The sequence below is a fragment of the Saccharothrix sp. genome (genome assembly GCF_031180885.1).
GTDB lineage: Bacteria > Actinomycetota > Actinomycetes > Mycobacteriales > Pseudonocardiaceae > Actinosynnema.
The window spans coordinates 68,377-93,330 of the sequence record NZ_JAPSLK010000025.1 but is presented as its reverse complement, the minus strand read 5'-3'; the positions used below and the strand labels follow the sequence as shown (position 1 = coordinate 93,330).

Genomic DNA, 24,954 nt, shown 5'->3' with positions numbered 1-24,954 from the left:
TCGGATTCCGAACCCTAGCTGGGTCCTGTTTCCGAACGCAAGGGGTATTCTGAGGGTCATGTCCCGCGTCAAGGTCGTCGACGAGCTGTGCACGCTGTCGCTGCCCGCCGCCTTGCTGGGCGAGCGGTGGACGCTGCTGCTGCTCCGGCAGGCGTTCCTCGGGACGCGCCGGTTCGAGGACTTCCAGTCGGCCATGGACATCTCGCGCAGCGTGCTGACCGAGCGGCTGGCGACGTTCGTGGACGAGGGCATCCTGCGGCGCGTCCCGTACAAGGACTCGCGCACCCGCTACGAGTACCGGCTCACCGAGAAGGGCCTGGACCTGTACCCGGTGCTGATGGCGCTGCGGAAGTGGGGCGACAAGTGGATGGCCCCCGCCGACGGGACGTCGTTCGACCTGCACCACAAGGACTGCGGCGGGGACGTCGACGTCAAGGTCGAGTGCACCGCGTGCGGCGAGGGCCTGGGCGCCCGGGACGTCCGAGTCACCCGCCTGCGCTGAACTTTTTCGGGCGCTCGCCAGGCCTCGCGGGCACCGGGCCACGGGCACCGGGCCACGGCGGTCACCTGGGCCGCGGTCGTCTGGGCGGCTACGGGGTCACGTCCGCACCGGTGGCCAGGACCACCTCATGTCCCGCGGCGCGCAGTGCCTTGGCGAGCGGGATCATCGGGAACACGTGCCCCACCAACGGGGCCGAGACGAACAGGACCTTCACGCGGCACCCCCAGGCAACGGTGCCCCGAACCCCAGGGCAGGGAACCGATCCGGGTACCGAGTGGTCCCACCCCTGTGGACGTTCCGCCCGTGCCCGACACCGTGACCGCCCTGCTCGCCTCCCCGGACCTGCCGCCCGCGCTCGCCGAACACGTGACCGACCACGTCGAGTGGCCGCTCCTCGCCGGAGCCGCGGAGATCGCGGTGGACGAAGTGGACTTGGAGGTGCGGGGAGCGGTGGCGCTTGCCGGGGCGTACGGGTTCCTCGACGGGTTGATGTCGTTCGGCGGCGCCGAGATGGACGAGCAGAACGACCGCGCGGTGGCGCTGCTCAAACAGGCCGAGGCGTACGGGGTCGAGGACGACCTCGACGAGCTGTGGCTCTACTCCGACCGCATGCGCGAGGTCGCCGCCGAGGCTGAAGCGATGGACGAGTACGTCGCCGAGCACGGCGCGACCCCGGCCCAGCGCCTGGACGCCAAGCTGGAGGAGGCGCACGCGCTCTACGCGGCCGGTGACCGCGCGCAAGCGCTCGCGTTGTTCCGCGAGGTGGCCGAGGCCGACGTTCGGGGCGAGTACGCCGGCCTGGTGGACCGCGCCGACATCGGCTGGTGCCGCCTGCTGCACGACGCCGCCCACGTCGACGGCCCCGACGCCGCCCGCCGGGTCTGGCAGGAGGCCCGGGAGAGCCGGTCCGGGCAGTTCCCGTGGCCGGGGTGGTCGACCCGGTTGGTGGAGGTGCTGCTCGGCACCGGTCTGCCCGACGTCCTCGAAACCCTGGTCGTCGAACGCATGGCCGACGCCGAGCGAGCCGACCCGTGGCCGCTGGACGTCGAGGACCGGCGCGTGCTCACGCTGGCCCTCGACGAGGTCCAGCGGCACCGGGGCTAGCGGCCCCGCCCGGGGCTCGTTCCCGTCCGTCCGGCCAAGGCTGGCGGCCGCCCGGGCCGGCGACCGCCCGCCCAAGCCGAGGTCAGTGGGCCGCGTCGTCCCAGGAGCGGCCGACGCCGACCGAGACCTCCATCGGCACGGACAGCTCGTACGCCTTGCCCATCTGCTCGCGGACCAGGGCCTCCACCGCCTCGCGCTCGCCCTCGGCGATCTCCAGCACCAGTTCGTCGTGCACCTGGAGCAGCATCCGCGACCGCAACCCGGCCTCGGCCAGCGCCCGGAACACCCCGAGCATGGCCACCTTGATGATGTCCGCCGCCGACCCCTGGATGGGCGCGTTCAACGCCATCCGCTCGGCCATCTCCCGCCGCTGCCGGTTGTCGCTGGTCAGGTCGGGCAGGTAGCGCCGGCGCCCGAGGATGGTCTCGGTGTAGCCCTTCTTGCGGGCGTCCTCGACCACCGCGTGCAGGTAGTCGCGCACCCCGCCGAACCGCGCGAAGTACGCCTCCTTCTGCTCCCGCGCCTCCACTGTGGAGATGCGCAGCTGCTGGGCCAGGCCGAACTCCGACAGCCCGTACGCCAGGCCGTAGGACATCGCCTTCACCCGCCGCCGCTGCTCGCCGGTCACCTCCGACGTGGGCACCGAGAACGCCCGCGACGCCACGAACGTGTGCAGGTCCTCCCCCGACCGGAACGCCTCGATCAGCCCCTCGTCCTCGGACAGGTGGGCCATGATCCGCATCTCGATCTGGCTGTAGTCGGCGGTCATCAGCTCCGCGTACCCCGGGCCGACCACGAACGCCTCGCGGATGCGGCGGCCCTCCTCGGTGCGGATCGGGATGTTCTGCAGGTTGGGGTCCGTCGAGGACAGCCGGCCGGTGGCGGCGATGGTCTGGTGGAACGTGGTGTGGATGCGGCCGTCGTCGGCCACCGACTTCAGCAGACCGTCTACAGTGGACTTGAGCCGGGTGACGTCCCGGTGCGCCAGCAGGTGCTGCAGGAACGGGTGCTGGGTGGCCTCGAACAGGTTCTGCAACGCGTCCGCGTCGGTGGTGTACCCGGTCTTGGTCTTCTTGGTCTTCGGCATGTTCAGCTCGTCGAACAGCACCGTTTGGAGCTGCTTGGGCGAGCCGAGGTTGATCTCCTTGCCGATCACCGAGTACGCGTCCTGCGCGGCCTGCTTCACGCCCGCCGCGAAGTGCGCCTCCAGCGCCGCCAGGTGCTCGGAGTCGATCGCGATGCCGACCGCCTCGACCTCGTCGAGCACGTGCATCAGCGGCAGCTCCAGGTCGGCCAGCAGGTGCGCCTGACCGGTCTCCACCAGCTGCGCGTCCAGCGCGTCGGCCAGCTCGGCCACCGCGAACGCGCGCACGATCACCGACCGGGCGACCTTCTCCCGCTCCTCCGCCTCGTCGGCGAGCAGGGACAGCTGGCCGTCGTCCGACTCCTCGGCGCGCAGCTCGCGCTTGAGGTAGCGCAGCGCCAGGTCGTCCAGCGCGAACGACCGCTGGCCCGGCCGTACCAGGTACGCGGCCAGCGCCGTGTCGCTGGTGACGCCCCGCAGCGTCCAGCCGCGGGCCCGCAGCGCGCGCAGCGGCAGCTTCAGGTCGTGGGCGGCCTTGGGCACGGCCGGGTCGGCCAGCCACGCGGCCAGCGCCCGGTCGTCCTCCTCGGTCAGCGCCGCGACCTCGACGTACCCGCCCTCGGCGCCCGCGAACCCGAGCCCTTCGAGGTCGGCTCCGGCCTGCTTGAACGCCAGGCCGACCCGCCGGCCGCGCGCGTGGGCGTCGAGCCACGCGGGCAGCGCGCCGGGCGCGATCGCGCCGCCGGAGACCTCGAAGCCCTCCTCGGCCTCCGGCTCGGCGGTGGTCAGGGTGGCGAACAGCCGGTCGCGCAGGACCCGGAACTCCAGCTCGTCGAACAGCCGGTGCACCGCGTCCCGGTCCCAGGGCTGCGCGACCAGGTCGGCCGGGCCGACCGGCAGCTCGACGTCCCGGACCAGCTCGGTGAGCTGCCGGTTCAGCATGATGTTGCTCAGGTTCGCCCGGATCGCGTCACCGGTCTTGTCGGGGACCTCGTCGACGTGGTCGATCAGGCCGTTGAGCGAGCCGAACTGGTTGAGCAGCTTGACGATCGTCTTGGGACCCACGCCCGGCGTGTTGGGCAGGTTGTCCGAGGAGTCGCCGCGCACGGCCGCGTAGTCGGCGTAGAGGGCGGGCGCGACGCCCTGCTTCTCCAGCACCAGCTCGGGGGTGTAGCGGGCCATCTCGGACACGCCCTTGACCGGGTACAGCACGGTCACCTTGTCGTTGACCAGCTGCAACGCGTCCCGGTCGCCGGTGCAGATGAGGACCTCGTAGCCCTGCTCCGTCGCCTGCGTGGTGAGCGTGGCGATGACGTCGTCGGCCTCGTAGTTGTCCTTCTCCAGGGTGGGGATCCGGAGGGCGGCCAGGACGTCCTGGATGAGGCTCACCTGGCCGCGGAACTCGTCCGGTGTCGCACTGCGACCGGCCTTGTACTCCGCGTAGGCCTCGGTGCGGAAGGTCTTGCGGGAGACGTCGAACGCGACCGCGATGTGCGTGGGCTGCTCGTCGCGCAGCAGGTTGATCAGCATCGAGGTGAAGCCGTAGACCGCGTTGGTGGTCTGCCCGGTGCCGGTCTGGAAGTTCTCCTTGGGCAGCGCGAAGAACGCCCGGTAGGCCATCGAGTGGCCGTCGACCAGCAGCAGGCGGGAGGCTTCTGAAGTGCTCACGGGGCGAGTCTAGGGTGAGGGTCCGACAGTCATGCACCGAGTGGAGCAGCCCGTGACCCTCAACCCCGCCGACATCCCCGGCGCCGACCAGGCGGTCGCCGACGAGCAGTTGATGACCCGGATGGGCATCGAGATCACCCAATGGGATGCCGACCGCCTCGTGGGCACCATGCCGGTCAAGGGCAACCGCCAGCCCTACGGCCTCCTCCACGGCGGCGCCAACGCCACGCTGGCCGAGACGCTGGGCTCCGTCGCCGCCGCCATGCACGCCGCTCCGGAACGCATCGCGGTCGGTCTGGAACTGTCCGTGACCCACCACCGGGGCGTCGCGGAGGGCATGGTGACCGGGGTCTGCACCCCCATCCACCGGGGCCGCTCGACGGCGACGTACGAGATCGTCATCACCGACGAGCAGGGGCGCAGGTCGTGCACGGCGCGGCTCACCTGCTTCCTCAAGGAAGCGCCTAAAGTCTGAGAGGTGCGCTGGGTACTGGGAGTCGCGGCGGTCCTGCTCGTAGCGGGGTGCACGGACGTGCCCGCGGTGTCCGAACCGCCGCCCACCTCCGCGTCCGCCACCTACCCGGTGCCGAACGTCCCGGTGCGACCGGACGAGAAGGTGCTGCGCGTGCCGACGGCCGGTGACGGCGAGACGTCGTTCACCCTGCTGGGGTTGACGGCGGAGTTGCCCAGTCTGGTCGGCAGTCACGCCGAGATGCCGGCCAAGGGGCAGTTCGTGCGCATCCGCATGTCGGTCGTCAACAACGGGCGGAGCAGCGTCCAGTTCAACGCGCGCAAGCACGTCCTGGTGGACGACAAGAAGGCCGAGCACGCGGTGGACCTGCAGGCGATGCTGATCAAGCGCCAGCCGGAGACGCTGGACCTGGGGGCGAACGTCCGGCTGGAGTACGACGTCTACTACGACATCCCCAAGGACGCGAAGCCGTTGGCGATCAAGGTCTTCGGCGGTCCGACGCTGGCCGACCCGCAGGACGCGTCCGGCACCGAGATCCTGCTCGCACAATGACCGAAGGCCCGCCCTCTCCACCGGGGAGAAGGCGGGCCTTCACGGGCTAAACCGTTCTCAGTGGCCGCCGAGGTAGGCGGCGCGCACCTGCGGGTCGTCCAGGAGGTCCACGCCAGGCGCGGACTTCACGACTCGGCCGGTTTCCAGGACGTACGCCCGGTCGGACAGCTTGAGCGCCTGCTGGGCGTTCTGCTCGACCAGCAGCACCGTCGTGCCGCGCTTGTTGATCTCCTTGATGATCTCGAAGATCTGCGCGATCAGCATCGGCGCGAGGCCCATGGACGGCTCGTCCAGCAGCAGCACCTTGGGCTTGGTCATCAGCGCCCGGCCGATGGCGATCATCTGCTGCTCGCCGCCGGACATGGTGCCGCCGACCTGGTTCTTGCGCTCGGCGAGCCGCGGGAACAGGCCGTAGACCTCTTCCAGGTCCTTGGTCAGGTCGTCCTTGCGCATGTACGCGCCCATGAGGAGGTTCTCCTGGACGGTCATGCCCGGGAAGACGCCGCGACCCTCGGGGGACTGGCCGATGCCCAGCTGCACGCGCTTGTGGCCGGGCATCTTGGAGATGTCCTGGCCGTTGAACACGACGCTGCCGCTGCTGAGCGGGCGCAGACCCGAGATGGTCTTCAGGGTGGTCGTCTTGCCGGCGCCGTTGGCGCCGATCAGGGAGACGATCTCACCCTCGTTGACCTGGAGGCTCAAGCCCTTGATCGCGGCGATCTTGCCGTAGTGGACGTGGATGTCCTTGACCTCAAGAAGCATCTTCGGACACCCCCAGGTACGCCTCGATGACCTTCGGGTCGTTCTGCACCTCGTGCGGCAGCCCTTCTGCGATCAGCTGGCCGAAGTCGAGCACCGCGACGCGGTCGCTGACGCCCATGACCAGGCTCATGTCGTGCTCGATCAGCAAGACGGTCCGGCCGCTGTCCCGGATCTTGCGGATCAGCTCCTGCAGCGCGATCTTCTCCGCCGGGTTCATGCCCGCGGCGGGTTCGTCGAGCAGCAGCAGCTTCGGGTCGGTGGCCAGGGCGCGGGCGATCTCCAGGCGCCGCTGGTCGCCGTAGGGGAGGTTCTTCGCGGTCTCCGTCATGCGGGCGGAGATGCCGACGAAGTCGAGCAGCTCCCGCGCCAGCTCGCGGCCGCGCTTCTCCTCCTTGCGGTGCCACGGCAGGTTCAGCGTGGCGCCGATGGCACCGGTCTTGTGGTGCGCGTCGGCGCCCACCATCACGTTCTCCAGGGCCGACATGTTGTGGAACAGCCGGATGTTCTGGAACGTGCGGGCGACGCCCTTCTTGGTGATCTTGAACCGCTTGCCGCCGTCGATCCGCTCACCGTTGAACAGCACGTGGCCCTCGGTGGGCTGGTAGACGCCGGTGACCACGTTGAACACGGTGGTCTTGCCCGCGCCGTTGGGACCGATCAGGGCGAAGATCTCGCCCTCGTTGATGCTGATCTTCGCTTCGCGCAACGCGACGACGCCGCCGAAGCGCATCGTCACGTTGTCGAGCTGAAGGACGGGAGTGCTCACTTGGCCGCCTCCGCCGTCGAGACATCGGTGTCGGGACCCGGGACTTCGGCGCCCATCGTGCCCATGCCCCCGGTTCCCTCGTGCAGTTCCGCCTTGCGCCGCCGCGACGGCAGCAGGCCCTCCGGCCGCAGCGCCATCATCAGCACCAGCACGGCGCCGAACGCGAGGATGCGGTAGTCGGCCAGGTCGCGGAACCGCTCGGGCAGCCAGCCGATGAGGAACGCACCCAGCATCACGCCCGGCAGGTTGCCCGAGCCGCCCAGCACGACCGCGGCGAGGATCGTCGCGGACAGGATGAACGGGAAGGTGTTCGGCTCGATGAACACCGCCTTCCCGGCGTAGAGGCCGCCCGCGAGACCACCGATCATGGCGCCGATCGCGAATGCGAGCAGCTTGAACTTGAACGTGGGCACGCCCATCAGCTCGGCGGCGTCCTCGTCCTCGCGGATCGCGGCCCACGCGCGGCCGACGCGCGACTTCTGCAGCCGCACCGAGAAGATGATCACCAGGACGATCGCGGCGACCATCAGGTAGTAGTACGGCGCCGGGTCGAGCTTGAACTTGAACCCGAACAGGTCCGGGTGCGGGATGCCGGGGATGCCGCGCGCGCCGCCGATCTCGTCGGTGTTGTTCGCGGTGATGCGGATGATCTCACCGAAGCCCAGCGTCACGATCGCCAGGTAGTCGCCGCGCAGCCGGAGCGTTGGTGCGCCGAGGATGACGCCCGAGACGGCCGCGAGGGCGATGCCCCACACGACGGTGACCCAGTAGTTCCAGCCGTGCTCCACGCCGTAGTAGGCGACCGAGTAGCCGCCGATGGCGAAGAACGCGACGAACCCGAGGTCGAGCAGGCCGGCCTGGCCGACGACCACGTTGAGGCCCACCGCGAGCAGGATGTACGTGCCGATCGGGTAGATCAGCACGGTCGTCCAGTCGGAGCCCGGTGTCATGAACTGGCCGATCGCGGGCGCGGGCAGGATCAGCGCGCCGACCACGAGTGCGATGTAGACCAGGTAGCGCTGCCAGACCTTGGCGTGCTCCCACCAGTCACGCGCCCTGTCGAGGCTGTGCACGATGGCGTTGCGGCCACCGCGCTTCACGGGAGTCGATTCCCTCGTCACTTCGTCGCCTTTCATGCGCGTGCCTTCTGCAGCGATTCGCCGAGGATGCCGGTCGGGCGGAACATCAGCACGATCACCAGGACGGTGAACGCGATGACGTCCTTCCACTCGGAACCGAGGAAGATCGCGCCCCAGTTCTCGATGAGACCGAGCACCACACCGCCCATCAGGGCGCCGCGCAGGTTGCCGATGCCGCCGAGGACGGCCGCGGTGAACGCCTTGATGCCGAGCACGAACCCGATGAAGTACGAGGTGTTCTCGATCTCCATGATGTAGAGGGAACCGGCCACACCGGCCATCGCGCCGCCGAGCAGGAACGTGACCCGCACGACGTTGTCGATGCTGACGCCCATCAGGACGGCCGCCTCGGGGTCCTGGGCCGTGGCCCGGATGCCGCGGCCGATCCGCGTCTTGTTCACGACCCGGTCCAGCGTGATCATCACCAGGACCGCGGCGATGACGACGATGACGTGGTCGAGCCGGACGTCCGCGTTGCCGATCTTGAATAGGGTGTCGCGGGCGACGTAACGCGGCGCCGAAGCCTGGTTACGGCCGGGCTTGCCGGTCAGCCACGGGATCACCACCAGCGCGAACAGCTCCTGGAGGAACAGCGACGCACCGATCGCGGAGATCAGGGCGGCGAGCCGGGTGGCTCCCTTCTTGCGCAGCGGCCGGTAGGCCACGGTCTCCAGGACGACGGCCGCGCCGCTGGACGCGGCGGCCGACACCAGCATCAGCAGCAGCAACATCCCGATCAGCGCGAAGCCGGTGACCGGTGCCGAGGGCGCGATGGCCGTCAGCGTCACCAGGGACGCGAAGGTGCCGATCATGAAGATCTCGGAGTGCGCGAAGTTGATCAGGCGCAGCACGCCGTAGACCATCGTGTAGCCCAGGGCGACCAGCGCGTAGATCGAGCCGATCACCAGTCCACCCACCGTGCTGGGTAGGAACTGGTTGAGGAAATCATCAAGCATGACAGGTTTGCCTCACGAGACGGGGCGGGGAGAGAGCATCTTCGCCATAGTGGCGGGGAGCGGGACGTCGCACACGAGCACGACGAACCCGCTCCCCAGCGCGCTAACTTGCTTCGGTACTGCCGTCTCGGAATCAGCCCTCGAGCTTGGCGCTGGCCGACGGGCCGAGCAGCTTGAGGACACCACCCTTGACCTGGTAGACGAAGATGTCGTTGTTCTCCGGCTCGCCGTTGGCCTTGAACTTGATCGGCTTGGACACGCCCTCGAAGCTGACCGTCTTCAGGAAGTTGTTGATCGCGTCCGAGGTGGTGTTGCCCGCCTCGACGGCCTTGATGAAGGCGGTCGCGGCGTCGTAGCCCTCGGTGGCGTAGATGGCCGGGTCGGCGTTGGCGCTCTTCTTGTAGTTGTCGAAGAACGTCTTCAGCGTGCCGGTCACGTCCGCGGACGGGATGTTGCACGGACAGCCCACCACGGCGCCCTCGGCCGCGGCGGCACCCGCGCCGCTGACCAGCTGCTGGTCCAGCGAGCCGTCGCCGGAGGCGAAGGTCGCGGTCACGCCGCCGTCACGCAGCTGCTTGAGCAGGCGACCGCCCTGGGCGTAGTAGCCGCCGAAGAAAATCATGTCCGGGTTGGCGGACTTGACCTTGGTGACGGTCGAGGAGTAGTCCGACGCGTCCTTGGCGAACTTGTCGGTCTCGACCGCGACGCCCTTGTCCTTCAGCGTCTTGGTGACGGCCTCGGCGATGCCGACGCTGTACTCCTGGTCGTCGGAGAGGACGAACGCCTTCTTCGGGGCCTTCGCCTTGATCAGGAAGTCGGCGATGCCGGGACCCTGGTCGTCGTCGTTGGCCACGACGCGGTGCCAGTAGGTCCAGCCGTTCTTCGCCAGGCCCGGGTTCGTGGCGGACGGCGAGACGCTGGGGATCTTGTTCTCTTCCAGGGTGCCGCCGATGGCCTTGGACTCACCGGAGAACGCCGGCCCGATGAGGGCGACGATCTTGTCGGTGCCGACGGCCTTGGTGATCAGCGAGGTCGCCTGGTCCGGCTTGCCCTGGCTGTCGTACTTGATCAGCTCGATCTTGTTCTTGGGGTTCTTGGCGTTGTACTCGTCGATCGCCATCTTCGCGCCGTTGTACGGCGGGATCACGATCGCCGAGTTCTCGCCCGTGAGGTCGCCCATGAACCCGATCTTGACCGTGGTGGAGTCGCCGCCACCCGTGCCACCGCCACCGCCGCCGGCGCAAGCCGCAAGCACCAGCGACGAAGCCGCCGCCAGCGCGAGAACTCGGCCGAGTCGTGCTCCTGACACCGGAATACCTCCCATGACCAACCAGCCCGCCGGTAGGCGGAGCCCTCGCACGAGGGCTTGGGTTAGGGCAGGAACGTAGCTTCAGATGAGTTCCGTGAACAGGTGGTCTTACTGCTCTGTGTCCACATCGTGACGGTAGTCACCGGGCAAATGCGTGCCGGTTAGCAGTCTTAAATCCAGCTCAAATCGCCGCAGGTCACAGCACCAATGCGGGCAGTAACCAACAATCAGCACGACAGGGCGTCCGATACCCGAACAGGTAACCCTGAACAGGTAACGGACGCCCCGGGGTGGTAAGAGGTCGAACTCAGCCGAAGTTTTCGATGACCGCTTCGGCGACGGCCTTCATGGTCGTGCGGCGGTCCATGGCGGTGCGCTGCACCCACCGGAAAGCCTCGGGCTCCGACAGACCCTGCTTGGTCATCAGCAATCCCTTGGCGCGCTCGACGACCTTTCGCGTCTCCAAGCGCTCGGTGAGGCCCGCGACCTCGTTCTCCAACGCCTGGAGTTCGGCGAACCGGCTCATGGCCAGCTCGATCGCGGGCACCAGGTCCCGCTTGGCGAACGGCTTGACCAGGTAGGCCATGGCGCCCGCGTCCCGGGCGCGTTCGACCAGGTCGCGCTGGCTGAACGCGGTCAGGATGACCACCGGGGCGATGCGCTTGCCGGCGATGGCGCTGGCGGCCTCGATGCCGTCGACCTTGGGCATCTTGACGTCCATGATGACCAGGTCCGGGCGCAGGTCCTCGGCCAGCGTCACGGCCTCGTCCCCGTCGGCGGCCTGGCCCGCCACCTCGTAGCCCTCCTCGCGGAGCATCTCGACCAGGTCGAGGCGGATGAGGGCTTCGTCCTCGGCCACGAGCACGCGACGGGGCGCGGTGCGCTGGGCCTCGGCAGCCTGTTGGGTCACCGGGGTCCTCCTACAACTCGTCACTGGTGGCTCTCGACGCGGTCGCACCGGCCGAAAGGGCAGTCTACCGGCGCGGGACGGGCGGACGGCCGGCGTCGCACCGTGATCGCCGACACCGATGTCACTCCGTCGGTTCACAGTGCCCTGAGCTGGCCTTCCGCCCTTCACCCGTGAAGGTTGTTTACGTGGCCGTCTTCTGCGGCGGCTCCCACCAACCGGTGACCCCCTCGGGCCACTCGAAGTCGCCCAGCGCCTCCTCGCCGGCCGGGTCGGGGGCTTCGACCTCCCGCAGGTAGAGGTCGTACCAGCCGGTGCCGAGGCCCAGTCCGCCGGTCGAGCTGGGCACCTCGGTGGCGCTCGGGACGCCGAAGACGGGGTCGAGCAGGCGGTCGGCGACGGTCGTGACACCGAGGCTCTGCGGCCACTCCAGCCACCACTCGTCCCCGCGGGGGAGGGAGCGGATCCAGGGGGCGGTGGTGAAGAGGTGGTAGCGGCGCAGGACGGCGCTGCCCAGGCCGTTGGGGCGGGGGTGTTCGGCGAGGTGTTCTTCCTCGACCGCGGCGAGGGGGCCTTCGATGAAGGGTCCGTGCAGGTCACGGCCCTTGAGGAGGTTTCGGACGTACTTCATGCCGACCGCCCAGGCCGCGTCGTCGACGCCGGAGAGGATCGCGCTCGCGTCGAGGTCGAGGAGGCGGATCTCAGCGGAGCGGGGGTGCCTGGTGATGCGGAGGCCGGGGACGCCCGCGACCCAGCGGTCCTCGTAACGGGGTAGGAGTTCGTAGAGGAGCGGGCCGAGGGCGTGCTCGGTGAGGTGCAGGCGCGGGTGTTCGCCGGGTTCGACGGCTTTGAAGACGTGCGCGGGCCGCAGCATCGAGGCGGGCGGGCGTAGTTGCAGGTGGGAGGCCGCGTCGGTGGCGGTCTGCAGCAGGACGCACTCCAGCGACCGCTGGTCGTCGGTGGGCGCGTCGGGCAGGAACAGCCCTCGGACGTCGGCCTTGCCGTGCAGCGCGTCGACCACCCGCTCCCGCCGGTCGTCGGGCAGGTTGTGCAACACGGTTTTTACGGCGGGAACCGCCTGGGAGAGGTTTTCACCGGTGTAGCGCCGGCGCAGGTCGACCAATTGTTCGGTCAACGACGAACGTGACATCGCGGTCCTCGCTCCCGCCGCCCGGCTCGGCGCACAAGGACGCGGCACACGCGTCTGGTGATCGGATGAAGGTCGAAACGAGGACAGGGGTGCCCACACCCCGCGGCGGATCATGCCACCCGTTTGCCGGGAGGTGGCTCCAGCCTCACGTCTGCCCACACACGCCACTTCAGAGGTTACCAGCCCCTCACGACGCTTTACCGCGCCTCACTCGCTTTGGCGGCCGGCGCGTGTTGCCGTGTTGCCATGTTGGATGCTTGGTCGCTTGGTCGCTTGCTCCCGCGGTCGCGTGAACGGCGAATTGTCGTACCCGTCTGGGAGAATGGTGATCGGGGGCCGGCGGCCGCCCCTTGATCGAACGCGAAGCCTCCGTCCGGCGGCCGAACTTTGCTCTGTATATAGCCTTCGCGGTTCGTCCTCACAGGGACGGTGATCGCGATGTGCGGGCGGGTGCGCGATCTTCGGCGCTTTAGGTGGTTCGGCGCGGCGGACGCGAGGCCTTTGGGTTCGGGCCGGTTGTGGGCACATCCGAGCACTCGTGATGAGCCGAGTCTGCGCGCCGGTGGCGATGGCAGCGTCCGGCTCGGCGGCGCGGCTCGGCTCGGCGGAGTCCCCGCTTGCGGAGTTCGGCTCGGCGGGTGTGCGCGGGCGGCGGGTGTGCGGGGGGGTGTGCGCGGGCGGCGGGTGTGCGGGGCGTGCGGGCGGCAGGTGTGCGCGGGTGGCGGGGTGTGCGGGGTGGCGGGTTAGTGGGGCTGGGGCTGAGCGACAGGGTTTGGGGTGGTTCATTGCCGTGTGCCGTGTGCGGTCCCTAGTTTCAGCCCATGGTGAGCGGTGCGGGGCGGTTGGTTGAGGTTTTGTCGGCGCATGGGGTTGAGGTGGTCTTCGGGTTGCCCGGGGTCCACAACCTGCCCGTCTGGGAAGCCCTGCGCGAGTCGCCCATCCGGCTGGTCGGGGTGCGGCACGAGCAGACCGCCGTCTACGCCGCCGACGGGTACGCGCGGGCGACCGGGCGACTTGGGGTTGCGGTCGTGACCACCGGGCCGGGAGCTGCCAACTGCCTCGGAGCAACGGGAGAGGCGATGGCCTCGGGGTCGCCGGTCCTCGTCATCGCCACCGACATCCCCTCCCACCTGCGCCGACCCGGCGAGTACCGGGGCGTCCTGCACGAAACCCGCGACCAGCGCGCCATGTTCCTCCCCGTCGTCAAAGGCGGCTGGACCCTGCGCCACCCCCTCGACCTCGGCACCTACACCGACAACGCCGCCCACCTCGCCACCACCGCCCCGCAGGGCCCCGTCTACCTCGGCATCCCCACCGACCACCTCACCGCAGACACCGGCCCCTGGCACAAGATCCCGGAGAACCCCCAGGTCACCCCGCCCCTCGACGCCGCCCTCGACCTCATCGCCACCGCCCACCGCCCCCTCATCTGGGCCGGCGGCGGCGCACAACGCGCACAGGCCGGCCCTGCCATCGCCGAACTCGCCGACCGCCTGGACGCCCCGATCCTCACCACCTACGCCGCCAAGGGACTGGTCAACCACTCACACATCGTGCACGGACCGGTCCACCTCCCCGAGATCGGCGCCCTCTGGGACGAGGCGGACCTGGTCATCGGCATCGGCAGCGACTTCGACGGCATGATGACCCAGAACTGGCTCCAACCAGCCCCGCCCAAGCTGCTGTCCATCAACGTCGACACCATCCGCAACTACCCGCCCGACGTCACCCTCCGCGGCGACGCCCGCACCGTCACCGAAGCCCTGGTCAAAGCCCTCGACCACCGGCCGCCCAACGGCACCGCGCAACGCGTGCAAGACCTGAACAAGATCGCCCAACAAGCCATCGCACAAGACGAACCGCAGGTCAAGGGACTGCTCAAAGCACTCGAAGGCCACCGGGTCGTCGCGGACATGTGCATCGCGGGCTACTGGATCGGCGGCTTCCACCGGGTCACCCGACCCCGCACGCTGGCCTACCCGGTCGGCTGGGGCACGCTCGGCTTCGGCTTCCCCGCCGCCCTCGGCGCCGCCCTCACCGGACGCACCATCGCCGTCTGCGGCGACGGCGGCTTCCTGTTCGCCTGCGGCGACCTGGCCACCGCCGCCCAGGAGCACCTCCCGGTCACGGTCGTCCTGGTCGACGACGGCGGCTACGGGATGCTCCGCTACGACCAGGTCCAAGCCGGCCACCCGGCCCACGGCGTCGACCTGCACACCCCGGACTTCGCCGCCCTGGCCCGGAGCTTCGGCGTCGAATCGTCCACCGTGGACGGCTTCGGCACCGACTTCACCGAACGCCTGACCCACTGCACAACCACAGACGGTCCCAACGTCCTGGTCGTCAAAGCCGCGCTGAAGCCTCCGGTGAACACCTCGCCCCGCTGGTACCGTAAGGTTCGAACATGAGTTCGAACCGTGTGTGGCCGCCCGCCGCGGCCGACGACGAGTTGCGCCTGCTCACCGACTTCCTCACCTTCCTGCGCCTGACCGCGGTCGGCAAGGTCGAGGGCCTGAGCCGCGACCTGGCCACGACCGCGCCGATCCCCACCTCCCCCGTCGTCACGGCGCTGGGCGTGATCAAGCACTTGATCGCCGTCGAGCGCTACTGGCTGTCCATCGAGGCCGGCGGGCAGGACGTCCCCGCCCTGTGGGGCAAGGACGCCGACGCCTCCTGGCTGATCGAGGACCACGAGACCGTGGACTCCGTGCTGGCCGACTACCGCGCCGAGTGGGAGCGTTCCGCGCAGGCCATCGCGGGTCTCGCGCCCGGCGACCGCACCCGCGCCGACCGCGACGGCAAGGGCCGGACGTTGCGCTGGGTGCTCGCCCACCTGGTCCAGGAGACCGGCCGGCACGTCGGCCACCTCGACTTCCTGCGCGAACTGGCCGACGGCGAGAAGGGCGAGTGACCTAAGCCCGAGCCAGGTGCTCGTCGGCCACCAGGTCGCACGCCGCCGCCAACGCGGTCAGCGCGTCCCGCAGCAACGGGTTCGCGTTGGCCGTGCGGTGGATCGCGAACACGTGCCGCCGCAACGGTTTCCCGCGCACGAGCCGACCGACCGTCCCCGGCAGCGCCTCGTAGCCCAAGGCAGGCACCAGAGCCACGCCCACCCCGGCCCGCACGAGCCCCTGCACCACGCCGTAATCGTTGCTCCGGAAGGTGATCCGGGGCGTGAACCCGTGCGCCGCGCACAGCCGCACAGCGCACGTCGAGCCCGCCGTCCCGTCCCGGCTGGACACCCACCGCTCGTCCCGCAGATCCTCGATCCGAACGTGAGCACGCGCCGCCGCGTGCCCCTCCGGCAGCACCACGAGCAGCGACTCGGTCAGCAGCGGCAACACGGTCAGCTCGTCCGGCCACGTGCGCGGGACCAGGTCGTAGGCGTACACCAGGGCCAGGTCCAGCGAACCGTCGAGCACCAGCGGCAGCACGTCGTCCGGTTCGGCCTCGTCGAGCAGGATCTCCGCGTCGGGCCGCTCGGCGGTCAGCCGGGCCACCGCGTGCGGCACGACCCGGGCGGACGCGGTCGGGAACGTGCCCAGGCGCAGCCGGCCGCGCAGGCCCTTCACCATGCCCGCGATCTCCTGCTCGAACCCGTCCAAGGCCGCCAGCAGTTCCGCGCCGCGCTCGGCGATGAACAGCGCCGCCGACGCGGGCCGGATGCTGTGCGCCTCCCGCTCGAACAGGGTCACCCCGACCGCCCGCTCGAACGCCGACACCTGCTGCGACACCGCCGACGACGTGTACCCCAGCGACCGCGCGGCCTCCGCGAACGAGCCGGTCTTCACGACCTCGACCAGCGTGCGCAGGTGGACCGGGTTCAGCACCAGCTCAGCTTATGCTCGCGCCCGCGAGGTTTCACGCTGGCGGAGTTGGCACGACGGCGCGCCGCACACCAGGCTTGAGCACCATGACCTACGTGTCCACCAACCCCGCCGACCTCGCGGACGTCGTCACCACCGTCGAACTGGTCGGCGCGGGCGAGTTCACCGCCGCCGCGCGGCGCGCCAAGCAGGCCCAACGCGACTGGGCCCGGGTGCCCGCGCCGGTCCGGGGCCAGGTGGTCGCCAACATCGGCAAGCTGGTCGAGGCCAACGCCGAGGCGCTGGCCCGCCTGGTCACCCGCGAGATCGGCAAGCCGCTGGCCGAGGCGCGCGGCGAGGTCCAGGAGATCGCCGACACGTGCGCGTTCTTCGTCGGCGAGGGCCGCCGGCTCTACGGGCAGACCGTGCCGTCGGAGATGCCGGACAAGCAGCTGTTCACCTTCCGCAACCCGGTCGGCGTGACGGCGTTCATCACCGCGGGCAACTTCCCGGTGGCCGTGCCGTCCTGGTACATCGTGCCCGCGCTGCTGTGCGGCAACACGGTCGTGTGGAAGCCCGCCGAGTACTCCGCCGCGTCCGCGCGGGCTTTCTACGACATCTTCGCCGCGTCCAGCCTGCCGGAAGGCGTGCTGAACATCGTCTTCGCCGAGGGGTCGGAGACGTTCCGGGGTCTGGAGAGCGCTCTCCAGGAGCGGTTGGTGGACAAGGTCGGCTTCACCGGGTCGTCCGAGGTCGGCGCGCTGATCGGCGCGCTGTGCGGGCGGCACCTCCAGTCGCCGTGCCTGGAGCTGGGCGGCAAGAACCCCATGGTGGTCACCGAGGACGCCGACCTCGACCTCGCGGTGCAGGGCGCGCTGTTCTCCGGGTTCGGCACCGGCGGGCAGCGCTGCACGTCCCTGGGCACGGCCATCGTGCACGAGTCGGTGCACGACGAGTTCCTGCGCCGGTTCGCGGCGGCGACCGAGGCGGCGGTGGTGGGCAACCCGTTCGGCGACGTGCTGTACGGGCCGATGCTGGACGGCAAGTTCGCCGCGTCCTACGAGGAGTACCTGGGCTGGGTTCGCGACCACCACACCACGCACGGGTCGACCGGCGTCGGCCGGATCACGAGCACCAACCCCCGCAAGGGCTTCCTCGGCGACCCGGAGGCGGGCCTGTTCTACCACCCGGTGATCGTGTCCGGTGTGCGGCCCGACGACGAGCTGTTCCTCAACGAGACGTTCGGCCCGATCGTGGGCGTGACGCCGTACCGGACGCTGGACGAGGCCGTCGAACTCGCCAACCTGCCCGGTTACGGCCTGTCGAGCGCCATCTACACCACCGACCCGAACAAGGTGTTCGCGTTCCGAAGTGGGATCAGCGCGGGCATGGTGAGCGTCAACAACTCGACCTCGGGCGCGGAGGCGCACCTGCCGTTCGGCGGGAACGGCAAGTCCGGCAACGGTTCCCGCCAGTCCGGGGTGTGGGTGCTCGACCAGTTCACCCGCTGGCAGTCGATGAACTGGGACTACTCGGGCTCGTTGCAGAAGGCGCAGATGGACACGCTGTCGGTCGAGGCCGACCTGGGCTTCCGGCTGGACGGCTGATGGACGTCCTCGACCTGGTGGACGAGTGGGGTCCGGAGAAGGTCGTCGCCGTGTCCGACCGGCGCACCGGCATGAAGGGCGTGCTGGTCATCGACAACACCGCGCGCGGCATGGGCAAGGGCGGCACGCGCATGTCGCCGACCGTGACCGCGGCGGAGGTGGCGCGGCTGGCGCGGGTCATGACGTGGAAGTGGGCCGGCGTCGACCTGTTCTTCGGCGGGGCCAAGGCGGGCATCGCGTTCGACCCGGCGTCGCCGGACAAGGAGCGGGCGCTGCGGGCGTTCGCGCGGGCGCTGTCCAACGAGGTGCCGCGCGAGTACGTGCTGGGTCTGGACATGGGGCTCACCGAGCGGGACGCGGCGATCGTGCAGGACGAACTGGGTGACCGGGGCGCGATGATGGGCGCGCCGGCCGCGTTGGGCGGGTTGCCCTACGACGAGCTGGGGGTCACCGGGTTCGGCGTCGCTGAGGTCGCGGACGAGCTGCTTCCCTTGCGGGACAAGCGGGTCGCGGTGCAGGGGTTCGGCGCGGTCGGGGCGGCGGCGGTGCGGCGGTTCGCGGAACTGGGTGCCGTCGTGGTCGCGGTGTCGTCGGTGCGCGGGGCGGTGCTGGACCCGGACGGGCTGGACGTGCCGAAGCTGTTGGGGCTGCGGGACGAGCTGGGTGACGACGCGGTGACCGAGTACAGTCCGGTGCAGCCGCTCGGCGAGGAACTCGTTGCGCCGTGCGACATCCTCGTGCCGGCAGCCACGCAGGACGTCTTGGACACCTCGCTGGCGAGTCGGGTAAGCGCTTCCCTGGTCGTGGAGGGCGCGAACCTGCCGACGTCGGTGGAGGCGCAGGAAGTGCTGGCGGCGCGCGGGATCACCGTCGTGCCGGACTTCATCGCCAACGCGGGCGGTGTCGTGGCGGCGGCTTACGGCATGGACGCACGGTATTCGCCGTTCCCCGTCGACCCGGTCGTGGTGATGGACGCTGTGTCCCGGAAGTTGCGGGCGAACGCGGCGTTCGTGGTGGCGGAAAGCGCTTCCCGGGGCGTCACACCGCACGAGACCGCACGGGCCGTCGCCCAGGAACGGGTGCTGGCGGCCATGCGACTGAAGGGACGGGTCGCGTGAGCGCGCTCGACGGGATCGTCATCGCCGACTTCGGCCGCGTGCTGGCCGCGCCCTACGCGACCATGGTGCTGGCCGACCTGGGCGCCGAGGTGATCAAGATCGAGCACCCGCGCGGCGACGAGACGCGGGCGTGGGGTCCGCCGTACGCGCACGGCCGGGCCACGTACTTCCTTTCGGTCAATCGCAACAAGGTCTCGCGCACGATCGACCTGGCCACGTCGAGGGGCCTCGCGGAAGCCCGGGAGCTGGCGCTGGGCGCGGACGTGGTCGTGGAGAACTTCCGGCCGGGCACCATGCAGCGCTTCGGCCTCGACTACCCGTCACTGCGTGCGGAGCACAAACGCCTTGTGTACTGCTCGGTGACCGGGTTCGGCGCGGGCGAAGGCGCGGCGCTGCCGGGGTACGACCTGCTGGTGCAGGCGGTCGGTGGGCTGATGAGCGTCACCGGCACGACCGAGCCGACCAAGGTCGGGGTCGCGCTGGTGGACGTGCTGACCGGTGTGCACGCCGCCGTCGGCATCCTGGCCGCGCTGCGCCACCGGGACCGCACCGGCGAGGGGCAACTGGTCGAGGTGGACCTGTTGTCGGTGTTGTTGTCCAGCATGGTGAACCAGACGGCCGCGTACACGCTCGCCGGTGTCGTCCCGGGGTTCATGGGCAACCGGCACCCGTCGATCGCGCCGTACGAGGTGTTCCCCACCGCCGACAAGCCGATCGTGCTGGCCGTGGGCAACGACCGGCAGTTCGAACGGCTGTGGGATGCGCTGGACCTCGACCCCGACCCGAGGTTCGCCACCAACTCCGACCGCGTCGCGCACGTGGACGCGCTGGCGGACCTGCTCTCCGCGCGCCTGCGCACCCGCCCGGCCGTCGACTGGTTCGCCCTGCTCACGCCGCTGGGCGTGCCGTGCGGGCCGGTCAACGACATCGCGGGCGCGGTCGAGTTGGCCGAGTCGCTGGACCTGCGCCCGACCGTCGACGTCGGCGGCCTGACCCTGGTCGCCAACCCCATCCGCCTGTCCGAAACCCCGGCGACCTACCGGTTGCCGCCGCCCGACCTGGAGTGACGTGGACCCGTTGACCCTGCTGGACATCCCCTCCCTGTTGAACGACGAGGACCGGGACATCCAGTCCACCGTGGAGCGTTACCTGGCCGACCGCGTCCGGCCGCACGTGGCCGAGTGGTTCGAGGCCGGCGCCCTGCCCCGGGACATCGCCGGTGAGCTGGGCAAACTCGGCGTGCTCGGGATGCACCTGACCGGCTACGGGTGCGCCGGCGCATCCGCCACCGCGTACGGCTTGGCGTGCCTGGAACTGGAGGCCGTGGACAGCGGCATCCGGAGTTTCGTGTCGGTGCAGGGCTCGCTGTCGATGTTCTCGATCTGGAAGTACGGGTCGGAGGAGCAGAAGCAGGAGTGGTTGCCGCGCTTGGCGTCCGGTGAGGCGATCGGCTGCTTCGGCTTGACCGAGCCGGACTTCGGCAGCAACCCGTCCGGCATGCGCACGCGGGCCGTGCGGCAGGGCGGCGACTGGGTGCTCAACGGCACCAAGATGTGGATCACCAACGGTGGTTGGGCCGACGTCGCGACGGTGTGGGCGAACACGGACGAGGGCGTGCGCGGGTTCCTCGTGCCGCGCGGCACGCCCGGGTTCAGCACGCGGGACATCAAGGGCAAGCTGTCCATGCGGGCGTCGGTGACGTCGGAACTGGTGCTGGAGGACGTCCGGCTGCCGGAAAGCGCTCGCCTGCCGCTGGCCACGAGCCTCGGCGCTCCCCTGTCGTGCCTGAACGAAGCCCGGTTCGGCATCGTGTTCGGCGCGGTCGGGGCGGCTCTGGACAGCTTCCGGGTGGCGCGCGACTACGCCGGGACGCGGGTGCAGTTCGACAAGCCGATCGCCGCTTTCCAGCTCACGCAGCGGAAACTGGCGTCGATGTCGCTCGCGGTGGGCAACAGCATGTTGCTTGCCCTGCACCTGGCCGGGTTGAAGGAGAAGGGTGTGCTGCGGCCCGAGCAGATCAGCGCGGGCAAGCTGAACAACGTCGAGTCGGCGATCGCCGTGGCCCGCGAGGCGCGCACGATACTGGGGGCGAACGGCATTTCGCTGGAGTACTCGCCGTTGCGGCACGCGAACAACCTCGAATCGGTGCTGACCTACGAGGGCACGTCGGAGATCCACACGCTCGCGCTCGGTCACGCCCTGACCGGGATTCCCGCGTACCGGTGAATTCCGTCGCCCGGCGGTGGTGCTCGATCGGACACCGCCGCCGGGTCGGTGGTTTCATGCCCCGGAACCCCACTCCAGGAGGATTCCGTGGCCAAGCTCGGGTCGGTGGCGGTCGCCGTGCTCATCCTGCTCGCGACCGCCGTGCCCGCGCATGCTGTCACGGCGGACTTCACCGGCACGGTCGCGTCGAGCACGTGCTCGGGCGCGGTGGTGCGGACGCCGACCGCGCAGCCGTCCGACCCGGCGCTGGTGCTGACCAACGGGCACTGCGTGCACATGATGCCGGACGGGGACGTCCTGGTGGACCGGCCGTCGTCGCGCTCGTTCTCGCTGATCGACCGCGAGGGCACGGGTTCGCTGCGCATGGTGCGTGCCGACCGCTTGCTGTACGCGACGATGACCCGCACCGACGCGGCCCTGTACCGGCTGTCCATGACGTACTCGGACGTCGAGGCGGCCGGGTCGCGGGCGCTGGAACTGGCGGCGGAACGGCCCGCCGCCGGCATCGCCATCGACGTGGTTTCGGGGTACTGGAAGAAGGTCTACTCGTGCCGGCTGGACGGGTTCGTCCACCGCTTGCGCGAGGACAAGTGGACCTGGCACGACTCGGCCCGCTACACCCCCGAGTGCGAGACGGTCGCGGGCAGTTCCGGTTCGCCGGTCCTCGACCCGGCGGGGCGGGTGGTCGCGGTGAACAACACGATGAACGAGCGCGGAGAGAGCTGCACGTTGAACAACCCTTGCGAGGTGGACGAAACCGGTGCGGTGACGGTTCGCCACCGCACCGGTTACGCGCAGCAGACCCACGAGTTCGTGGCGTGCCTCAAGCCCGGCAGCGTGCTCGACCTGGCCGCGCCGGACTGCTCGTTGCCCAAGCCTTAGAAGCGTTCCGACGCGAGGGCTTGGACGGCGGCCATGGGGTTGCCCAGGTGGTAGTGGTCGACGGCCAGGTAGTTGGGGGTTTTGCGGGCGGCGGGTTCGCAGAAGCGGCGGGCGCGGTCGGCGAGCTTGCCGTTGTCGGTGGTGGCGGTGCTGGTGAACGGGACGTCGCGGAAGTGGTTCATCACGAACAGCGGGACGAAGCCCGGTTCGGTGCGGGTGAGCGGGGTTGACCAGCGGCTGTAGCAGGACCAGTCCGAGGTGCCCAGGCCCGGTCCCATGGACCAGTGGTTCTCCACCGTCCACTCGGATTGGTACATGACGCCGAAGCTGTCGCGTTGCGGGGTGTCGCCGGAGCGGGTGTGGTCGGTGAAGATCATCAGGCGTTTTCCGGTGGCGCGCAGGGTGTTCAGGGTGGGCCAGCCGTTGGTGCGGACGCCGGCTTGGTCAGGGCGGAACAGGACGTCGGGCAGGCCGTTGACGCGGGCCAGTTCGTTCTTGAGGACCTGGGCGGAGACGTAGTCCTCCAGGAAGATCGTGACGAACTCGCTGGGGTTGGCGCGCAGGAAGTCCACGACTTTCTGCACGTCCACCCAGAGCGCGACCGGGCGGCTGACCCAGGTGCAGCTGTTGTGGCACAGGATCGCGCCGTCGGGGGTCTGGTGGATGTCGAGTTGGAGGGCGCGCACGCCGTCCGCGAGTTGTTGCGCGATGCCGCGTTGCTGGTTGGGGGCGAGGTTGACGAACGGTGGGGCGAAGCCGCCGTCGACGCCGTTGGCGTAGGCGTTGTGGGTGGTGAGGAAGGTGACCTGGTCGAGGCGGCGGGTGCCGTCCTGGGGGACGGGGGTGCGGGTGGGGTTGACCGGGGTGAGGTACCAGAGGTCGTCGCCGGTGCCGATCCGTACCTGGTCGCCGGCGGAGATGAGGTAGCGGTCGGTCCCGGGGACGCGCAGCCGGTGGCGGTCGCCGGCGGCTTGGATGTCCCACTGCGCGTCAGGGCTGTCGCAGGCCGTCATGACGGCTTGGTCACCCGCGCGTCCCAGGCAGACGGCACCTTCTTTGAGTGTTCGACCACTCACACTCCACTGCTGGTGGTCCTCGTTGCCCTTGGGTCGGTGCTGGACGACCGACGTTCCCGAGACGGCCGCGTTGAGGCCGGTGGTGACGCTTTGGAGGTAGACGAGGTCGTCGGCGGCGTTCGCTGGTGCGGTTGCTGTTGTGAGCAGGAGCAGGGTCGCGAGTGCAGGGGTAGCTCGCATTGCAGTCCTCTCGACGATCTTCGAGGATGCGGCGGACACCCCACAGGATCACTTACTCCGATAGAACGCGAAAGAGTTTCACGTGATCTCGTCCTACGCTGGACACATGAGCGCAGTGTGGGGCGGCACCGAGCCTTGGGGCGAAACCGACAAGATCCGGCGCATCCTGGCCGGGTGTGAGACATGGGCGATCGTGGGCTTGGCCAACCACCCGCACCGGGCGGCGTACGGCGTGGCCCGGTTCCTGCAACAGCAGGGGAAGCGGATCGTGCCGGTGCACCCGGACGCCGAGACCGTGCTCGGTGAGCAGGGGTACGCGAAGCTGGCCGACATCCCGTTCCCGGTCGACTGCGTGGACGTGTTCCGCCGGTCCGAGGCGGCGGGCGAGTTCGCGGACTCCGCGGTGGCGATCGGGGCGAAGGCGGTGTGGTTCCAACTCGACGTGGTCGACGAGGAGGCGTACGAACGCACCACCGCCGCCGGCCTGGACATGGTCATGAACCGCTGCCCCGCCATCGAATGGCCCGCCAACGGCCCCCGCTGAGCGATCAACTGTCCGGTTGTCCGAAGCCCGAGGCAGGTTGAGCCGTCCGTGCCGAGAGTGCGGCGGAGCCCGGCGGCTAACCTCGCGACATGCCGGTAGCCAAGCTCAACGGGATCAACCTCAACTACGACGTCCAGGGCACGGGCCCGTTGGTGGTCCTCATCATGGGCACCGGCAGCCCCGGGCGGGTGTGGCAACCGCACCAGGTCCCTGCACTCGTCGCGGCCGGCTTCCGCGTGGCAACGTTCGACAACCGCGGCATCCCACCGACGGACGAGTGCGCGTCCGCCATGAAGATCGAGGACCTGGTAGGCGACACCGCGGCCTTGATCGAACACCTGGGTGGCCCCGCACACGTAGTCGGCACCTCGATGGGCGCACGGGTGGCCCAGGAGCTGGCCTTGGCCCGCCCCGACTTGGTGGGGAAGGCAGTCCTCATGGCCACCGCAGCCCGCAACGACCCTCTCCAGATCGCCCTCTCCCAGGGTGAACGTGCCCTACACGATGAGCAGGTGGCCCTCCCCGGCCGGTACTACGCGGCGATGACAGCGGTCCTGAACCTGTCCCCCGCGACCCTCCGCGATCCGATGGCGATCCGCGACTGGCTGGACGTCTTCGAGTTCACGGGTTCGGCGGTGGGTGCGGGTGTGCGGGCACAGATGGAGTTGGACGAGTTCGACAGCCGCTTGGACGCGCTGCGCAACGTCAGGGTCCCGTGCCTGGTGGTCGGCTTCGCAGACGACCGCGTCCTGCCGCCGCACCTGGCGAGGGAGGTGGCCGAGGCCATTCCGGGTGCCCAGTACGCCGAGGTCAAGAACGCCGGCCACTTCGGCTTCCTCGAGCAACCGGCCGAGGTGAACCACCTGATCACCACCTTCCTGACCACCTGACAAAGCCCCCAGCCGAACATCACCCGATCGAGCGACATACAGAATCCGCGACCTTTCCCACCCTCACGCGTCCCGTAGAGAGAAAGGAACGCGGGCCCACCGGACCACCCCTCCCGGCCCCCACCCCCCTGCCACACACCCGCCCACCGTCAGCCGGCCCCCATCCGCAAGCCACCACCAACCCCATCCACCACCACGCGCTCGCCACCCACCGCCGCCACCACCCGCCACCCGCAGAGCGCCATCCCCAAGCC

General features: G+C 69.8%; 24 protein-coding genes. 13 read left to right on the top strand and 11 right to left on the bottom strand.

Annotation, left to right across the window (positions count from 1 at the left end):
- Window positions 1–58 precede the first annotated feature (58 nt).
- Window positions 59–502 carry a helix-turn-helix domain-containing protein gene (locus tag RIN75_RS25765; protein ID WP_309114589.1) on the top strand — a complete coding sequence of 148 codons (444 nt, stop codon included), beginning with the start codon at window positions 59–61 and terminating at the stop codon, window positions 500–502.
- A gap of 88 nt (window positions 503–590) precedes the next feature.
- Here RIN75_RS25765 and RIN75_RS25760 read toward each other — a convergent pair whose 3' ends face one another.
- A complete protein-coding gene (locus RIN75_RS25760) occupies window positions 591–716 on the bottom strand; it encodes a hypothetical protein (protein ID WP_309114588.1) in 126 nt (41 codons plus the stop codon).
- A gap of 89 nt (window positions 717–805) precedes the next feature.
- On the opposite strand from RIN75_RS25760, the gene RIN75_RS25755 reads away from it, so the two are divergent.
- The gene (locus RIN75_RS25755) at window positions 806–1,606 is read left to right on the top strand and encodes a hypothetical protein (RefSeq protein WP_309114587.1); all 801 of its coding nucleotides are present in this window, start codon (window positions 806–808) and stop codon (window positions 1,604–1,606) included.
- 82 nt (window positions 1,607–1,688) lie between these two features.
- On the opposite strand, the gene polA is transcribed toward RIN75_RS25755, so the two are convergent.
- On the bottom strand, window positions 1,689–4,358 hold the full coding sequence (polA, locus tag RIN75_RS25750) for a DNA polymerase I (RefSeq protein ID WP_309114586.1): 2,670 nt from the start codon (window positions 4,356–4,358) through the stop codon (window positions 1,689–1,691).
- 112 nt (window positions 4,359–4,470) lie between these two features.
- Here polA and RIN75_RS25745 point away from each other — a divergent pair, with 112 nt between their 5' ends.
- Both RIN75_RS25745 and RIN75_RS25740 read left to right on the top strand, forming a co-directional pair.
- On the top strand, window positions 4,471–4,833 hold the full coding sequence (locus RIN75_RS25745) for a hotdog fold thioesterase (protein WP_309114608.1): 363 nt from the start codon (window positions 4,471–4,473) through the stop codon (window positions 4,831–4,833).
- Between the two features lie 3 nt (window positions 4,834–4,836).
- Entirely contained in the window at window positions 4,837–5,382 is a 546-nt protein-coding gene (locus RIN75_RS25740) for a DUF4352 domain-containing protein (protein WP_309114585.1), read from the top strand.
- Between the two features lie 57 nt (window positions 5,383–5,439).
- Here the strand turns inward: RIN75_RS25740 and RIN75_RS25735 are convergent, their stop codons facing one another.
- The 7 genes from RIN75_RS25735 to RIN75_RS25705 all read right to left on the bottom strand — a co-directional run bounded on the left by RIN75_RS25735 (window position 5,440) and on the right by RIN75_RS25705 (window position 12,371).
- A complete protein-coding gene (locus RIN75_RS25735; protein WP_309114584.1) occupies window positions 5,440–6,144 on the bottom strand; it encodes an ABC transporter ATP-binding protein in 705 nt (234 codons plus the stop codon).
- Window positions 6,134–6,874, bottom strand: a complete 741-nt coding sequence (locus RIN75_RS25730; protein ID WP_309114607.1) for an ABC transporter ATP-binding protein — start codon at window positions 6,872–6,874, stop codon at window positions 6,134–6,136. The genes RIN75_RS25735 and RIN75_RS25730 overlap by 11 nt, the downstream gene beginning before the upstream one ends.
- A gap of 32 nt (window positions 6,875–6,906) precedes the next feature.
- Window positions 6,907–8,046, bottom strand: a complete 1,140-nt coding sequence (locus tag RIN75_RS25725; RefSeq protein WP_309114583.1) for a branched-chain amino acid ABC transporter permease — start codon at window positions 8,044–8,046, stop codon at window positions 6,907–6,909.
- A complete protein-coding gene (locus tag RIN75_RS25720) occupies window positions 8,043–9,005 on the bottom strand; it encodes a branched-chain amino acid ABC transporter permease (protein ID WP_309114582.1) in 963 nt (320 codons plus the stop codon). Before RIN75_RS25720 ends, RIN75_RS25725 begins: the two co-directional genes overlap by 4 nt.
- A gap of 133 nt (window positions 9,006–9,138) precedes the next feature.
- Window positions 9,139–10,314, bottom strand: coding sequence for a branched-chain amino acid ABC transporter substrate-binding protein (locus RIN75_RS25715; protein ID WP_309114581.1), 1,176 nt, complete (start codon window positions 10,312–10,314; stop codon window positions 9,139–9,141).
- 307 nt (window positions 10,315–10,621) lie between these two features.
- On the bottom strand, window positions 10,622–11,224 hold the full coding sequence (locus tag RIN75_RS25710; protein ID WP_309114580.1) for a response regulator: 603 nt from the start codon (window positions 11,222–11,224) through the stop codon (window positions 10,622–10,624).
- A gap of 181 nt (window positions 11,225–11,405) precedes the next feature.
- Window positions 11,406–12,371: a hypothetical protein gene (locus tag RIN75_RS25705; RefSeq protein ID WP_309114579.1), complete on the bottom strand. Its 966-nt coding sequence runs from the start codon at window positions 12,369–12,371 to the stop codon at window positions 11,406–11,408.
- Between the two features lie 821 nt (window positions 12,372–13,192).
- On the opposite strand from RIN75_RS25705, the gene RIN75_RS25700 reads away from it, so the two are divergent.
- Window positions 13,193–14,779: a thiamine pyrophosphate-binding protein gene (locus tag RIN75_RS25700; RefSeq protein ID WP_309114578.1), complete on the top strand. Its 1,587-nt coding sequence runs from the start codon at window positions 13,193–13,195 to the stop codon at window positions 14,777–14,779.
- Complete coding sequence (locus tag RIN75_RS25695; protein ID WP_309114577.1) at window positions 14,776–15,282, top strand: DinB family protein; 507 nt, start codon at window positions 14,776–14,778, stop codon at window positions 15,280–15,282. Before RIN75_RS25700 ends, RIN75_RS25695 begins: the two co-directional genes overlap by 4 nt.
- A gap of 1 nt (window position 15,283) precedes the next feature.
- On the opposite strand, the gene RIN75_RS25690 is transcribed toward RIN75_RS25695, so the two are convergent.
- Entirely contained in the window at window positions 15,284–16,201 is a 918-nt protein-coding gene (locus tag RIN75_RS25690; protein WP_309114576.1) for a LysR family transcriptional regulator, read from the bottom strand.
- Between the two features lie 83 nt (window positions 16,202–16,284).
- Here RIN75_RS25690 and RIN75_RS25685 point away from each other — a divergent pair, with 83 nt between their 5' ends.
- The 5 genes from RIN75_RS25685 (at window position 16,285) to RIN75_RS25665 (ending at window position 22,010) form a co-directional block, all read left to right on the top strand.
- Window positions 16,285–17,784, top strand: a complete 1,500-nt coding sequence (locus RIN75_RS25685; RefSeq protein ID WP_309114575.1) for an aldehyde dehydrogenase family protein — start codon at window positions 16,285–16,287, stop codon at window positions 17,782–17,784.
- Window positions 17,784–18,902, top strand: coding sequence for a Glu/Leu/Phe/Val dehydrogenase dimerization domain-containing protein (locus RIN75_RS25680; protein WP_309114574.1), 1,119 nt, complete (start codon window positions 17,784–17,786; stop codon window positions 18,900–18,902). Before RIN75_RS25685 ends, RIN75_RS25680 begins: the two co-directional genes overlap by 1 nt.
- Window positions 18,899–19,969 (top strand): CoA transferase, encoded by a 1,071-nt coding sequence (locus tag RIN75_RS25675; RefSeq protein WP_309114573.1) that lies wholly within the window; start codon window positions 18,899–18,901, stop codon window positions 19,967–19,969. Before RIN75_RS25680 ends, RIN75_RS25675 begins: the two co-directional genes overlap by 4 nt.
- A 1-nt stretch (window position 19,970) precedes the next feature.
- Window positions 19,971–21,128, top strand: a complete 1,158-nt coding sequence (locus tag RIN75_RS25670; protein WP_309114572.1) for an acyl-CoA dehydrogenase family protein — start codon at window positions 19,971–19,973, stop codon at window positions 21,126–21,128.
- A gap of 87 nt (window positions 21,129–21,215) precedes the next feature.
- Complete coding sequence (locus RIN75_RS25665) at window positions 21,216–22,010, top strand: serine protease (protein WP_309114571.1); 795 nt, start codon at window positions 21,216–21,218, stop codon at window positions 22,008–22,010.
- On the opposite strand, the gene RIN75_RS25660 is transcribed toward RIN75_RS25665, so the two are convergent.
- Window positions 22,007–23,266 (bottom strand): PI-PLC domain-containing protein, encoded by a 1,260-nt coding sequence (locus RIN75_RS25660; protein ID WP_309114570.1) that lies wholly within the window; start codon window positions 23,264–23,266, stop codon window positions 22,007–22,009. The two genes, RIN75_RS25665 and RIN75_RS25660, sit on opposite strands and share 4 nt — an antisense overlap.
- A 106-nt stretch (window positions 23,267–23,372) precedes the next feature.
- Here RIN75_RS25660 and RIN75_RS25655 point away from each other — a divergent pair, with 106 nt between their 5' ends.
- Both RIN75_RS25655 and RIN75_RS25650 read left to right on the top strand, forming a co-directional pair.
- Window positions 23,373–23,810 (top strand): CoA-binding protein, encoded by a 438-nt coding sequence (locus RIN75_RS25655; protein WP_309114569.1) that lies wholly within the window; start codon window positions 23,373–23,375, stop codon window positions 23,808–23,810.
- Between the two features lie 89 nt (window positions 23,811–23,899).
- Window positions 23,900–24,700 carry an alpha/beta fold hydrolase gene (locus RIN75_RS25650; protein ID WP_309114568.1) on the top strand — a complete coding sequence of 267 codons (801 nt, stop codon included), beginning with the start codon at window positions 23,900–23,902 and terminating at the stop codon, window positions 24,698–24,700.
- The last annotated feature ends 254 nt before the right edge of the window (window positions 24,701–24,954 follow it).